This is a genomic window from Streptomyces chartreusis, assembly GCF_008704715.1.
Taxonomy (GTDB): Bacteria; Actinomycetota; Actinomycetes; order Streptomycetales; family Streptomycetaceae; genus Streptomyces; species Streptomyces chartreusis.
In genome coordinates this window covers 1276034-1289732 of the sequence record NZ_CP023689.1, presented here as the reverse complement: position 1 = coordinate 1289732, position 13699 = coordinate 1276034, and the positions used below count along the sequence as shown (strand labels likewise).

Sequence of the window (13699 nt, the reverse complement as noted above, 5' to 3'; positions counted from 1 at the left end):
CACCGTACGGCGGGCCACCTCTTCGACGGGCTCAGCGGGTGAAGACCTCGCCCCGGGTCGCGCCGCTGGAGCAGAGCTTCTTCTCGTCCGCCGTCATCTTGCGGGACTTCACCACGACCGCGTTGTGCTTGCCGTCCGTACCGTTCGGGGCGGGGCTGGTGACCACGTCCGGCACGAACCAGTAGTAGTGGCCCCACTTGGGGTCGTCGTAGTGCGTCTGCCACGTGCCGGATATCTGCTGCATCACCTGGGAGCGGGAGATCCAGCCCACCTCACCCGGCTGGACGCTCACGGTGAAGGTGCTCGTCTCCGTTCGGGAACTCTGCCAGGTGTAGCTGTAGGTCGCGGTCACGCTGGCGGTGATGATCCCTTCGATGCCACCGCCGACGGTGACCGAGCCTCCGACCGAGTGGGAGGAGCCCACGGTGTCGGCCCACGCCATCGACTGGGAGGCGGGCGAGGCGGTGCAGTTGTAGAGCAGCTCCGAGACCTGACGGGGTTCGCCGAGGTAGGCCTGGCCGATCTCCGGCGCGTTGAAGCTGCACTTGCCCTCGCCGGAAGCGCAGTCGGCCATGATCTGCTCCGTGGTGGGCTGCTCCTCGGCCGCGGCGGGCACGGCCGCGGCGATCATCCCGATCGCCGTCGTCGCCAGCGCCAGGGTGCGGCCGCCGTACCGCAGTGCGCGGTTCCTCGTCATGGTTGTGCTGCCTCTCGCCATACGTGGGGGGACGGTGACGGATCCGTTGGTACCGCTGGGGCCGGAGTCACCGCGTGGTGCCCACGAGGCTCACGCAATCGGCGGCCGACCTACACCAAGAAATCGTAAAGTTGTACTTGATTCCCCAACTGATGAGCTGTCAACCAACCTTCGGCGGAGGTGAGTTGACCGGCCGGGGTTCGGATCCGGACTTGCCCTGGCCGCGGAGGCGCACTCCGGTCGCGTGTTCGATCGCCGCCGAGAGGGTGATGGCGGCTCGAGCTCGATGGGCCGAACGGGCTTCTCGCCGCGTCCGGGGCGCCGGTCCATGACGCCTCCCGGGTGACGCGCTCGGGATGCCCGGTGCCGCTACCCGTGGTGGAGTGACCTCATATGCACCATGAGTCCCGCCCCTTTCACGAGAGGCGGGACTTAATCTGTCGTTAACTGAGCGTAGCTTGATCGTACTTGACTGTAATCGCCAGAGGGCGATTGACTGCTGGTCCACCCCTTCGTCGACGCGAGGCAAGCCATTGACTTCTGACCTGCTCGCACCCCTCGACCTGGCGTTCTGGAACATCGAGTCCGCCGAGAACCCCATGCACCTGGCTGCGCTCGGGGTCTTCGAGGCACACTCGCCCACCGCCGGGGCGCACGCGGCCGACCTGCTCGCCGCGCGAGCCGCCGCCGTGCCGGGGCTGCGGATGCGCATCCGGGACGCCTGGCAGCCGCGCGGCCTCCTCCAGCCGTTCTCCTTCGGCGGCGCCGCCCGCGAGCCCGCGCCGGACTTCGACCCGCTCGACCACGTCCGGCTGCACGCCCCGACCGCCGACTTCCAGGCGGTGGCCGGACGGCTCATGGAGCGCCCGCTGGAGCGCGGCCGGCCGCCGTGGGAGGCGCATGTCCTGCCGGGCGAGGACGGCGTGTCCTTCGCGGTGCTGTTCAAGTTCCACCACGCCCTCGCCGACGGACTGCGGGCGCTGACGCTCGCCGCCGCCGTCCTCGACCCGATGGACCTGCCCGCGCGCAAACCTCGCCCGGAGGAGCCCTCGCGCCGACGGCTGCCCGATGTGCGCAGGCTGCCGGGGCTGGTGCGCGGCGCCCTGTCCGACGTCGGCCGGGCACTGGACATCGGCGCCTCCGTCGCCGTGTCGACGCTGGCGGTGCGCTCGTCGTTGGCGCTGACCGCCGAGCCCAGCGGCACCCGCCGTACCGCCGGGGTCGTCGTCGACATCGACGACGTGCACCTGATCCGCAAGGCCGTCGGCGGCACCGTCAACGACGTCACCATCGCGGTCGTCGCCGGCGCACTGCGCCGCTGGCTCGACGAACGCGGCGACGGCAGCGAGGGCGTCGCCCCGCGCGCCCTGATCCCCGTCTCCAAACGCCGCCCCCGCACCGCGCACCCACAGGGCAACCGGCTCTCCGGCTACTTGATACGGCTTCCGGTGGACGACCCCGAGCCGCTGCGCCGCCTGGCCGCGGTGCGCACCGCCATGGACCGCAACAAGGACGCGGGCCCCAACCGGGGCGCGGGCGCCGTCGCGCTGCTCGCCGACCACGTCCCGGCGCTCGGCCACCGGCTCGGCGGACCGCTGGTCGGCGGTGCCGCCCGGCTCTGGTTCGACATCCTCGTCACCAGCGTGCCGCTGCCCGGCATCGCCCTGAAGCTCGGCGGCCACGCCGTCACCGAGGTCTACCCCTTCGCCCCGCTGGCCCGCGGCCAGTCCCTGGCGGTGGCGATCTCGACGTACCGCGGGCGCGTCCACTACGGGCTCGTCGCCGACGCCGAGGCCGTACCCGACCTCGATGTGCTCGCGCGGGCCCTGTCCGAGGAGATCGCCGCGCTGATCACCGCCTGCGCTCCCTGAGCCCCCGTTCTCCGGCCTGATTCGCCGGATTTTGGAGGAGAGGCCCGGCGCTCCGTAGAATTCCGCGTTCGAAAGCGAGCGCGATCGGAGCGCCGCGGGTGATCAGGGAACGGCAGCGGCGATGACGGTGACAGAGGACGGCGCGACGGCGACCACGGCGGACGTCGTGCAGGAGCCCGGTGACGAGATCGTGTACGGCCCCGGCATCGACCCCGAGCGGCTCGCGCTGTGCCTGAGCGTGCTGGAGGAGCTCGACGGGCTGGAGGTCGACCACCCCGACGCCATCGCTGTGCGCCGGGCCACCGCCGGTCTCTACCGCACCGTCAAGCAGCGCCGCCGCCAGGAGCGCCGGGCCGCCAAGACCGCGCACGACAAGCAGGTCACCGAGGCCACGGCGACCGGCTCCGCCCAGCGCATCGACGACGAGACCGAGGGCCTGCTGCCGTCGTCGAACACCGAGGAGGGCAGGATCGCGGGGATACTCCAGCGCCCGCGCTCCTGCTACACCTGCAAGTCCCGGTACGTCGAGGTCGACTACTTCTACCACCAGCTCTGCCAGGACTGCGCCCGCCTGAACCGCAGCAAGCGCGACGCCCGCGCCGACCTCACCGGCAAGCGCGCCCTGCTCACCGGCGGCCGCGCCAAGATCGGCATGTACATCGCGCTCCGGCTGCTCCGCGACGGCGCGCACACCACGATCACCACGCGCTTCCCCAAGGACGCCATCCGCCGCTTCAAGGCCATGGACGACTCCGGTGACTGGATGCACCGCCTGGAGGTCGTCGGCATCGACCTGCGCGACCCCGCCCAGGCCGTGGCCCTCGCCGAGCAGGTCACCGAGGCCGGCCCGCTCGACATCCTCGTGAACAACGCGACCCAGACCGTGCGCCGGCTGCCCTCGGCCTACGCCGCCCTGGTCGAGGGTGAGAGCGCGCCGCTGCCCGCCGGTGAGCTGCCCGCCCACCACGTCATCGGCGCGTTCAACTCCGGCGCGGTCGACGGCATTGCCGCGCTGCCGCTGGGCACCAGCGGACTCGACGCCCAGAAGGTCGCCGACCTCGCCCTGGTCGCGGGCAACGCCAGCGTCGCCCGGCACCTCGACGGCACCGCCATCGACGCGGGCGGCCTCGTGCCCGACGTCGTCGACTCCAACACCTGGGTGCAGACCATCGACCAGATCTCCCCGGTGGAGCTTCTGGAGACCCAGCTCTGCAACTACACCTCGCCGTTCATCCTGATCAGCGCGCTGCGCCCGGCGATGGCCGACGCGGCGAAGAAGGCCGCGAGCGGGCGCGCCTACGTCGTGAACGTCTCCGCCATGGAGGGCGTCTTCGGCCGCGGTTACAAGGGCGCGGGGCATCCGAACACCAACGCCGCCAAGGCCGCGATGAACATGGTCACGCGGACCAGCGCCCAGGAGATGTTCGAGAGCGACGGCATCCTCATGACGTCGGTCGACACCGGCTGGATCACGGACGAGCGCCCCCACTACGACAAGCTCCGCCTGGCCGAGGCCGGGTTCCACGCCCCGCTCGACCTGGTGGACGGGGCGGCGCGGGTGTACGACCCGATCGTGCGGGGCGAGGCGGGCGACGATGTGTACGGGGTCTTCTTGAAGGACTACGCGCCGGGTAAGTGGTAGGCGAGGTCGGTGGGGCGCCTGCGGGCCCGTTGTGGCTGATCGCGCAGTTCCCCGCGCCCCTAGGAGGTTGCCGTACCGCGCGATCGAAGGCGCTCGTGGATCGCGTATCCCGTTGCTGTCCCTGCCGCTCGCACCCGCGTCCCGCCATCCACCAGCAGATCCGCCCCGGTGATCCACTCCGCCGCGTCCGACGCCAGCCACACCACCGCCCGGGCCACGTCCTCCGGTTCGCCGATCCGGCCCAGCGGCAGTCCGGCGGCGACCTCCTCCTCGCCCGGCTCCCACACGAACCGTGCCATCTCGGTGCGGATCAGGCCGGGTGAGACGGAGTTGACCCGGACCCTCGGGCCCAGTTCGCCCGCGAGCTGCCGGGTCAGGTGGAGGAGGGCCGCCTTGCTGGTGCCGTAGGCGCCGATGCGGGGACCGACATGGGTGGCGCCCTCCGTGCAGACGTTGACCACCGCGCCGCCGTGTTCGCGCATCCAGGCGTGCCAGGCGCACTGCACGAGCCGCAGCGGTGCCTCGACGTTCACCGAGAACGCCTCGCGCCAGGCGAGCGGATCGACGTCCATGAGGGGGCCGTACGGCTGGTTGGTCGCCGCGTTGTTCACGATCACGTCGATCCGGCCGAACTCCCGCAGGGCGAGGTCCGCCACCGCCCGGGGATGTCCCGGGTCGGCCACGCTCCCGGCCAGCCCGACGCCGCCCAGCTCGGCGGCCGTCCGCCGGACCTCCTCCGCGTCCCGCGCGGTCACGCAGACCAGCGCCCCGGCGGCAGCGAGCTGCCGGGCGACGGCGTGGCCGATGCCGCGCGTGGCGCCGGTGACGACGGCGGCCCTGCCCTGGAGACCGTACGGCGGCGTCATCGCCGTACCGTCTCATGACGGACCGTCAGTTGGCAGCCCCGAGGGGCGAGTTCCTGGACGCCACCAGCTCCAGCACCGCCCGCCAGTCCTCCAGCACCCCGGCGTCGAACTCGGCGCTGCGGCCCTCCTCGTCGGCCTGGTGCAGGCGCAGCAGGTCGTCGTCGGCCAGGTCGCGGGCCCGGCAGTGTTCGCGGACGAGGCGGGAGACCCGCTCACCGAGGAGGGGCCGGACCGCGTCCGCGGCGCAGTCGGAGTGGCGGGTGACGTCGCCCGGGCGCAGCAGCGGGCCGATGGCATGAACGAGCCCCGCGACCTGGAGTTCCTTGTCGGCGGGGCGGACGCGGCGCAGCAGGGCGGCCGTCTGGAGAGCGTGTTGGTGGAGATCGACTCGGGTGCCTCCGAGGCCCGGGGCGTCCCGGCTGCCCCGGCAGGCGTACAGCAGATCCATCAGCTCTTCGACACTGCGCAGCTCCATGCGCCAGTCCTCCCGCCGGACGAGCCGTTGCCGTCCGCCAGCAGATCATGGCCGCCTTGCGAATCGGCCAACGGGACTTGAACTGCGCGGCGTCCATGGGGCCGAGGCCGGGCGGCGACGTGTCACTGAGCCGAACGGGTGACTGGTAAACGGAGTATTACGTAGGAAAACAGTGAATAACGGGCAGGTGAAAACTGGTCGACTCCGGATAGTTACAGGTTGTTTGCAGCCCCATCGAGCGGGGGGCCGCTCATTTGGTTAATCTGTAGCGGACGGACAGCAATACAGGGTCCCAACCCACACCCACGGTCCGTCCCGGGACAAGCCGGTGCACAACGGCCTGCTCTCGCACCAGTTATCCGGCGCCACCGCGTCCGAGTCGACGTTGAGTTAGACCCGAGCGGGCGTCAGGTGCCGGACCGCAGACTGGTCCGGCCCGCCCCGAGGGTGATCCGACACAGAAGGAGTGCGCGGTGACACCTGAGAAGACGAATCGCGAGCAGCGCCCCAAGGAACGCACGGAGCGCGCGGGCCGCCGGTCCACGGAGCTCGGCAGTCTCGATGTGTGGGCCAGGTCCGCCCCCATCCGCCTGGCGGGGTACGAGGACGACCTCGCCGAGCCCCACATCCTGCCCAGCGTCGACTGACCTGGCAGAACCCTTCGCGATCGCCGACCGCATGGGCGTGCGAGACTCACGCCCATGCTGATCAGAGAAGCCGCGGCCGACGACTGGCCGCGGATTTGGCCTTTCTGGCACCGGATCGTCGCCGCCGGCGAGACCTACGCATGGGATCCGGACACCTCTGAGGACGCCGCCCGTGCGCTGTGGATGAATCCGGCCAAGGACGTCCACGTCGTCGAGGACGACGCGGGATCCCTCGTCGCCTCCGCCTACGTCACCCCCAACTACGGCGGCCCCGCCGCCGGAATCGCCAACGCCGGCTTCATGGTCGACCCCGCCCACGGCGGCCGCGGCGTCGGCCGCGCCCTCGCCGAGCACGTCCTGGCCGTGGCCAGGGCCGACGGCTACCGGGGCATGGTGTTCAACGCCGTCGTCGAGACCAACCCGGCCGTCGCCCTGTGGACCTCCCTCGGCTTCACGATCCTCGGCACCGTTCCGGACGCCTTCGACCATCCCCGGCACGGCCGGGTCGGGCTGCACATCATGTACAGGGCGCTTTAGCGGAGCGCCTTCACCTCCTCTCTATTTGCCTAAAAGCTTTAGGCAAGTGCATACTCGCTTTTGGCAAGCGAGAGGATGGCTATGGCACGCGTAGGGCTGACCACGGAGCGTCTGGTCCGGGCCGGGGCGGAGCTCGCCGACGAGATCGGCTTCGAGCAGGTCACCGCGTCGGAGCTCGCCCGGCGGTTCGACGTCAAGGTCGCGAGTCTGTACTCGCACGTGAAGAACTCCCAGGACCTCAAGACGCGCATCGCCCTGTTCGCGCTGGAGGAACTGGCCGACCGGGCCGCCGACGCCGTCGCCGGGCGCGCGGGCAAGGACGCCCTCGTCGCCTTCGCGAACGTCTACCGCGACTACGGCCTCGAACACCCCGGCCGCGCCGCCGCCGCGCGCATGACCCTCGACCCCGAGACGGCCGCGGCGAGCGCCGGCGTCCGGCACGCGCAGATGACCCGCGCCATCCTGCGCGGCTACGACCTGACCGAGCCGGACGCGACCCATGCCGTTCGGCTGCTGGGCAGCGTCTTCCACGGGTACGCCAGCCTGGAACTGGCGGGCGGCTTCAGCCACAGCGCACCCGACTCCGAGGAGACCTGGCACCGGATCCTGGACGCCCTGGACGCCCTGCTGCGCAACTGGCCCACCGAGCCCACCCCTTGATCGACAGGCTGAAGGACATGGACACCGAGCACGACTGGATCACCACGACCGTCACCGCCGACCTGCTGCGCGGCGCCCTCGACGTGGAGCGGACCGAGCACGGCGTACTGCCGCACCGGCTGCCCGCCCGGGCACGCGCCCAGAACACCGACGGACAGCTGGCCATGGCCGAGTCGCAGCCCTCCGGCGTACGGCTGGCCTTCCGCACCCGCGCCACCGCCGTCGAACTGGACACCCTGCCCACCAAGCGCACCTACGTCGGCGCGCCGCCCCGCCCGGACGGCGTGTACGACCTGGTCGTCGACGGCCGCCCCGCAGGTCAGGGCAGCGTCACCGACGGCAACGTCCTGATCATCGACATGATGGCCGGCACCACCGAGCGACGCCCCGGCCGGGCCGGCACCGTCCGCTTCACCGGGCTGCCCGCCCGCGACAAGGACGTCGAGATCTGGCTGCCGCACAACGAGACCACCGAGCTGATCGCCCTGCGCACCGACGCCCCCGTCGAGCCGGCCGGCGACCCGGGCCGCAAGGTGTGGCTGCACCACGGCAGTTCGATCAGCCACGGCTCCGACGCCGCGAGCCCCACCACCATCTGGCCCGCGCTCGCCGCGTCGCTCGGGGGAGTGGAGCTGATCAACCTGGGCCTGGCCGGCAGCGCCCTGCTCGACCCGTTCACCGCCCGCGCCCTGCGCGACACCCCCGCCGACTTCATCAGCGTGAAGATCGGAATCAACCTGGTCAACATGGACCTGATGCGGCTGCGCGCCTTCGGCCCCGCGGTCCACGGCTTCCTCGACACGGTCCGCGAAGGCCACCCGGCGACGCCGCTGCTCGTCGTGTCGCCCATTCTGTGCCCCATCCACGAGGACACACCCGGCCCCTGCGCCCCGGACTTCAGCGGCATGAGCGACGGCCGGCTGCGGTTCGTCGCCATGGGCGACCCGGCGGAACGCGCGAGCGGGAAGCTGACGCTGGGCGTCATCCGGGACGAGCTGTCCCGCATCGTGAAGCAGCGGGTGGCCGACGACCCGAACCTGCACTACCTCGACGGCCGGGAGCTCTACGGCGAGACCGACTCCGCCGAACTGCCGCTCCCCGACGACCTGCACCCCGACGCCGCCACGCACCGCCGGATCGGTGAACGCTTCGCACGCCTCGCGTTCACCGCCGAAGGACCCTTCGCGGCGCCGACGCAGGGCGGGTCCGTCTAGTCCAGCGGCACCGGACCGGGGCCGGTCCGTCTAGTCCAGCGGTGCCGTCCGCCGCCAGGGCCGCAGCTCCTCCATCCGCTCGGCCAGCGCCAGCAGCTCCGCCTCCGAGCCGGGCCGACCGACCAGCTGCACGGCGGTGGGGGCACCGGACGGCAGCGTGCCGAGCGGGACCGCCATCGCGGGCCAGCCGGTGAGGTTCCACGGCGGCGTCAGCGGCGAGTAGTTCGTGTTGGCCATGATGTTGCGCAGCCAGCCCCGCTCGTGCCAGGGCTCGGACCTGGGGGAGCGGCGGGCGAGTGCCGGGGTGAGCAGCACGTCGTACTCGTCGAAGAACGGCTCCAGCCTGCGGCGCAGTTCCTCCCGGCTCGCACCGGCGCGCGCCCGGCCGACGAACCGCTTCCCGACGGCGGCGTGCACCCGCGTCCGGCGCGTGAGCTGCCGGGCGTCGAGGCCCTGGGCGTCCACGGCCGTGCCCGCGGTCCAGTGGGTCAGCGAGGTGACGCCCAGCGACATCGGGTACGGCGGATCGGCCCGCCGCACCTGGTGACCGGCCTTGATGAGCAGCCCCGCGGCCTCCCGCGCGGCACTCGCGTACGGCTTGCTGACGGCGACCCCGGCTATCGGGCTGCGCAGGGACACGGCGATCCGGTAGGTGCCGGGCGTGTCCGGGCGTGCGACCTCGGTGTCGGCGAGCACCGACAGCATCAGGCGGGCGTCCTCGACCGTGGTGGCCAGCGGGCCGTTCTCCGACATGCCGAACCAGTCGCCGTCGCTGACACCGGCCGGGACCACACCCGTGCCGGGCTTTATCGTGACCAGGCCGCAGTTGGCCGCGGGTATCCGAAGCGAGCCCATGCCGTCGTTGCCGAGGGCGATCGGCACCATGCCCGCGGCGACCGCCGCCGCGCTGCCGCCGGACGAACCGCCCGCCGTGCGCGAGGTGTCCCACGGGTTGCGGGCGGTGCCGTGCACGCCCTCGGTGGTGCCGAAGACACACAGCTCCGGCACGTTCGTCAGCCCCACGACCACCGCGCCGGCGGCCCGCAGCCGGGCCACGGTGACATGGTCCTCGTCGGACGACGTGTCCGGTGTGGCCGCGGAGCCGACGCGCTTGGACTCGCCGCGCACCGCGAGGTTGTCCTTCACGGCCACCGGCACGCCCGCCAGCGGGAGTTCGGCGAGGTCGCCGCGGGAGGCCACCTCGTCGGCCTCGGCGAGCGCGGCCTCGGCCCGCACCACCCGGAACGCGCCGATGCCGCCGTCGAGGCGCTCGATCCGGGCCAGGTGCTCGGCCACCACCTCCCGGGGAGTGGCCCGCTTCTCGCGTACGGCGGCGGCGATCTCGGTGGCGGTCCGGCCGACCCAGCTGGTCACGGGCGCTCCTCAGGGCTTACTCGCGAGTATGTAGGAGGAACTCTGCCGCTCGGCGGGCTCGGCGTCGAGAGGCCGCCGGGCTTGGATATTCGCGTGGCTCTTGTTGGACTTTTCGCGCCGCGGCATTTCCGCAGCGTCCCGCTGACCTGCGCGTCATCCGACGAATACGTCAACTCGGCTGTTCCCAACTCCCATTGACAGCCCTTGGGGCCCGCTCAATGATCAGACATCCGATGAATGGGAGTGTCTTATGAGGAGACGCTGGAGAGTCGCCGGAGTCCTCGCGGCGCTGACGCTTCTGCTCACGGCGCCGCTGCCGGCGGTCGCCCGGGAGGAGCCCGCGGCGCCCGCGCAGGCGCCGGTCACGGTGCCCGCCCTGGCCGACTGGACCCCGGCGGCCGGCAGTTACCGCTACGAGCGCGGCGCCCGCCTGGTGGCCGACGGGGCGAGCGAGCGGCGGGTCGCCGGCACGCTCGCCGACGACTTGCGCGCCGCCGGACACGGCACGGTCCCGGTGGTGCCCGGCGGTGCGAGGACCGGCGACATCGTCATCGATGTCCGGCCGGACCGGACCTCCCTCGGTGCCGAGGGCTACGAACTCGCCGCCGGCAAGCGGCTGTCGGTGACCGCGGCGACCGAGACCGGCGCCTTCTACGGCACCCGCACCCTGCTCCAGCTCCTCGCCCGGGGCGACACCGTCCCCGCCGGTCGCACGGTCGACGTACCGCGCTACAAGGAGCGCGGCGTCGGAGTCTGCGCCTGCTACATCCACGTCTCGCTGCCGTGGCTGGAGAACCTGGTCCGCGAGATGGCGTACAACAAGCTCAACCAGCTGCTCCTCGAACTGAAGGTGAAGAGCGACGCCCACCCCGAGGCCAACACCTGGGGCTACTACACCAAGGACGAGATCCGCGGCCTGGTCGCCCTCGGCAAGCGGTACCACGTCGAGATCATTCCGGAGATCAACTCCCCGGGCCACATGGACCCGTGGATCGAGAACCGGCCCGACCTCCAACTGACCGACTCCGACGGCGACAAGCAGCCCTCGCGCCTCGACATCACCAGGCCGGAGGCGCCCGCCTACTACACCGGCCTGATCGACGAGTACGCCCAGGTCTTCACCTCCACGTCCTGGCACATGGGAGCCGACGAGTACATGCTCGGCTCCGACTTCGCCAAGTACCCGCAGATCCTGAAGTACGCCCAGGACCGGTACGGCCCCGGTGCCACGCCCCAGGACGCGTTCATCGACTTCGTCAACCGCGTCCACGCCCACGCCGCGGACAAGGGCAAGCGGCTGCGCATCTGGAACGACGGGCTCACCGGTGCCAACACCGTCCCGGTGACCGCCGGCACGACGGTCGAGCACTGGCTGAACGTGGCGACGAAACCGAGCCGACTGCGGGACCAGGGCTACCCGTTGATGAACGCGGCCTACGCCCTCTACCTCGTCCGCGGCGGTTTCCACAGTGACACCGAGGGGCTGTACGACCAGAGCTGGGACCCGCGCAGCTTCGAGGGCGAGAAACTCGCCACCTCCGACGGCATCACCGGCGCGAAGATCAGCCTCTGGCCCGACAACGGCCGCGGCGAGACCGAGAACGAGGTCGCCGTCGCCCTGTGGCCCGCGCTGCGGCACATCGCCCAGGCCACCTGGGGCGACCCGCACCCCGACAGCACCTACGCCGCCTTCACCGCGCGCGGCGCGGCGGTCGGCCATGCGCCGGGATGGCGGGACCTCACGAGGGTGCCGGTGGCGGACGGCTCGTACAGCTTCCGCACTCGGGGCCTGACCTTCGACGCCGAGGTGGCGCGGACCTCCGACGGCTACGTCACCGTACGGACGGCGGAGGGCTGCCTGGAGATCCGGGGCGGGAAGCTCACGCTCAACGTGCCGCTCCAGCCCGGCGTGGCGGCGGCCCCGCAGACGTGCGACCCCCGCAACACCCTCCAGCGCTGGCAGCTGGAGCCCGCCGCCGGTGGCTACCGGCTCGTCAACGCCATCACCCGCATGCCCGTGGGCGTCACGGACGACGGGCGGCTCGCCCAGTACCCGCCGGACCAGCGCACTCCCGCCGTATGGCGCCTGAGCGCCTGAGCCCTTGAGCAGTGGAGCACCTGAGCACCTCAGCATCTGACCCGAGGAGCCTTCCCATGGCCGTTTCCCGACGCGTGTTCCTCGCGACAGCCGCCGTCCTCGCCGCGACCGGCGTGAGCCGACCCGCCCTGGCGGCACCCGCCGGCGCGACGGAGGACCCCCGCTACCGCATCCCCGTCAGCCCCGACGACACCGAGGCCGACCTGGTCCGCAAGGCCTCCCAGGTCCGCCCCACCGCACGGCAGATCGCCTGGCAGCGCCTGGAGCGCACCGCGTTCCTGCACTTCGGCGTCAACACCTTCACCGGCCTCGAATGGGGCACCGGCGACGAGGACCCCGACGTCTTCCAGCCGGCCGGCCTCGACACCGACCAGTGGGCCCGCGCCCTGCGCGACGGCGGCTTCAGGCTCGCCATCCTCACCGTCAAGCACCACGACGGCTTCGTGCTCCACCAGTCCCGCTACACCGACCACTCGGTGGCGTCGAGCAGTTGGCAGGGCGGCCGGGGCGACGTCCTGCGCTCCTTCGCCGACTCCATGCGCCGCCACGGCATCAAGGTCGGCGTCTACATCTCGCCCGCCGACGAGAACCAGTACCTCCACGGCGTCTACGCCAACGGCAGCGCCCGCACCGACCGCACGATCCCCACCCTCGTCGCGGGCGACGACCGCACCCCGCCCCGGTCGTACGCCCTCCCCGCCACCGACTACGGCGCCCACATGCTCAACCAGCTCTACGAGGTCCTCACCGAGTACGGCCCGATCGACGAGGTGTGGTTCGACGGCGCGCAGGGCCGCATCCCGCCGGACAAGGTGGAGAAGTACGACTGGGACAGCTGGTACACCCTCGTCCGTTCCCTCGCGCCCGACGCGGCGATCGCCGTGTCAGGCCCCGACGTGCGCTGGGTCGGCAACGAGGGCGGGCTGGCCCGGGAGGACGAGTGGAGCGTCGTACCGGTCCAGGAGAAGGACCACGGCCGCACCGACTACGCCCTCGCCTATGACGCCCCTGACATGGGCAGCCGCGCGGCGCTGGTCGAGGCCCGGCCGGTGGCCGACCACCTCCAGTGGTGGCCGGCCGAGTGCGATGTGTCGATCCGCGACGGCTGGTTCTACCACGCCGATCAACAGCCCAAGAGTGTCGAGCGGTTGACGGACATCTACTTCCGGTCGGTGGGCCGCAACTCGGTGCTCCTGCTCAACATCCCGCCCGACACGGACGGCCTGCTGCCCGCCGCCGACGTGGCCCGGCTGCGGGAGTTCCGCGAGCGCGTGGACCGCGAGCTGCCCGAGGACCTGGCACGCGACGCCCGCACGACCGCCGCACCGGGTCGCATCACCCTCGACCTCGGCCGGGAACGGGAGGTGGACCGGATCCGGCTCGCGGAGGACATCCGGCACGGGCAGCAGGTGGAGAGCTTCGTCGTGGAGGCACAGCAGGGCGGCGCCTGGACAGAGGTGACCCGGGCCGGAACCATCGGCGCGAGCCGGATCGTGCTCCTCGCGGCACCGGTGCGGGCCAGGCGATGGCGGGTGCGGGTCACCGGCTCGCGCGCGGCGGCCCGGCTCGCGGAGTTCGGGCTGTACCGCTCACGGGTCTAATTCGGTTGACCGGGGCG

At 71.8% G+C, this 13699-nt stretch carries 12 protein-coding genes; 8 read left to right on the top strand and 4 right to left on the bottom strand.

The window, feature by feature from the left end:
* Positions 1–31 precede the first annotated feature (31 nt).
* Positions 32–697, bottom strand: coding sequence for a hypothetical protein (locus CP983_RS04975; protein ID WP_150498661.1), 666 nt, complete (start codon positions 695–697; stop codon positions 32–34).
* A gap of 533 nt (positions 698–1230) precedes the next feature.
* On the opposite strand from CP983_RS04975, the gene CP983_RS04970 reads away from it, so the two are divergent.
* Complete coding sequence (locus CP983_RS04970; RefSeq protein ID WP_125524674.1) at positions 1231–2568, top strand: wax ester/triacylglycerol synthase family O-acyltransferase; 1338 nt, start codon at positions 1231–1233, stop codon at positions 2566–2568.
* Between the two features lie 121 nt (positions 2569–2689).
* The gene (locus tag CP983_RS04965) at positions 2690–4210 is read left to right on the top strand and encodes an SDR family NAD(P)-dependent oxidoreductase (RefSeq protein ID WP_150498660.1); all 1521 of its coding nucleotides are present in this window, start codon (positions 2690–2692) and stop codon (positions 4208–4210) included.
* Positions 4211–4269: 59 nt separating this feature from the next.
* Here CP983_RS04965 and CP983_RS04960 read toward each other — a convergent pair whose 3' ends face one another.
* Positions 4270–5076 carry an SDR family oxidoreductase gene (locus tag CP983_RS04960; RefSeq protein ID WP_150498659.1) on the bottom strand — a complete coding sequence of 269 codons (807 nt, stop codon included), beginning with the start codon at positions 5074–5076 and terminating at the stop codon, positions 4270–4272.
* Between the two features lie 25 nt (positions 5077–5101).
* The gene (locus tag CP983_RS04955) at positions 5102–5551 is read right to left on the bottom strand and encodes an HD domain-containing protein (RefSeq protein WP_107908541.1); all 450 of its coding nucleotides are present in this window, start codon (positions 5549–5551) and stop codon (positions 5102–5104) included.
* A 473-nt stretch (positions 5552–6024) separates the two neighbouring features.
* Between CP983_RS04955 and CP983_RS04950 the strand changes: the two genes are divergently transcribed.
* The 4 genes from CP983_RS04950 (at position 6025) to CP983_RS04935 (ending at position 8609) form a co-directional block, all read left to right on the top strand.
* Positions 6025–6198 carry a hypothetical protein gene (locus CP983_RS04950; protein WP_107908540.1) on the top strand — a complete coding sequence of 58 codons (174 nt, stop codon included), beginning with the start codon at positions 6025–6027 and terminating at the stop codon, positions 6196–6198.
* Between the two features lie 54 nt (positions 6199–6252).
* On the top strand, positions 6253–6735 hold the full coding sequence (locus CP983_RS04945; RefSeq protein ID WP_150498658.1) for a GNAT family N-acetyltransferase: 483 nt from the start codon (positions 6253–6255) through the stop codon (positions 6733–6735).
* An 81-nt stretch (positions 6736–6816) separates the two neighbouring features.
* Positions 6817–7395 (top strand): TetR/AcrR family transcriptional regulator, encoded by a 579-nt coding sequence (locus CP983_RS04940; RefSeq protein WP_125524678.1) that lies wholly within the window; start codon positions 6817–6819, stop codon positions 7393–7395.
* Positions 7396–7412: 17 nt separating this feature from the next.
* On the top strand, positions 7413–8609 hold the full coding sequence (locus tag CP983_RS04935; RefSeq protein WP_150498657.1) for a GDSL-type esterase/lipase family protein: 1197 nt from the start codon (positions 7413–7415) through the stop codon (positions 8607–8609).
* A gap of 30 nt (positions 8610–8639) precedes the next feature.
* Here the strand turns inward: CP983_RS04935 and CP983_RS04930 are convergent, their stop codons facing one another.
* Entirely contained in the window at positions 8640–9983 is a 1344-nt protein-coding gene (locus CP983_RS04930; RefSeq protein WP_150498656.1) for an amidase, read from the bottom strand.
* A gap of 250 nt (positions 9984–10233) precedes the next feature.
* On the opposite strand from CP983_RS04930, the gene CP983_RS04925 reads away from it, so the two are divergent.
* Together CP983_RS04925 and CP983_RS04920 are read left to right on the top strand one after the other, a co-directional pair.
* A complete protein-coding gene (locus CP983_RS04925; protein ID WP_150498655.1) occupies positions 10234–12081 on the top strand; it encodes a family 20 glycosylhydrolase in 1848 nt (615 codons plus the stop codon).
* Between the two features lie 56 nt (positions 12082–12137).
* The gene (locus tag CP983_RS04920; protein ID WP_150498654.1) at positions 12138–13682 is read left to right on the top strand and encodes an alpha-L-fucosidase; all 1545 of its coding nucleotides are present in this window, start codon (positions 12138–12140) and stop codon (positions 13680–13682) included.
* The last annotated feature ends 17 nt before the right edge of the window (positions 13683–13699 follow it).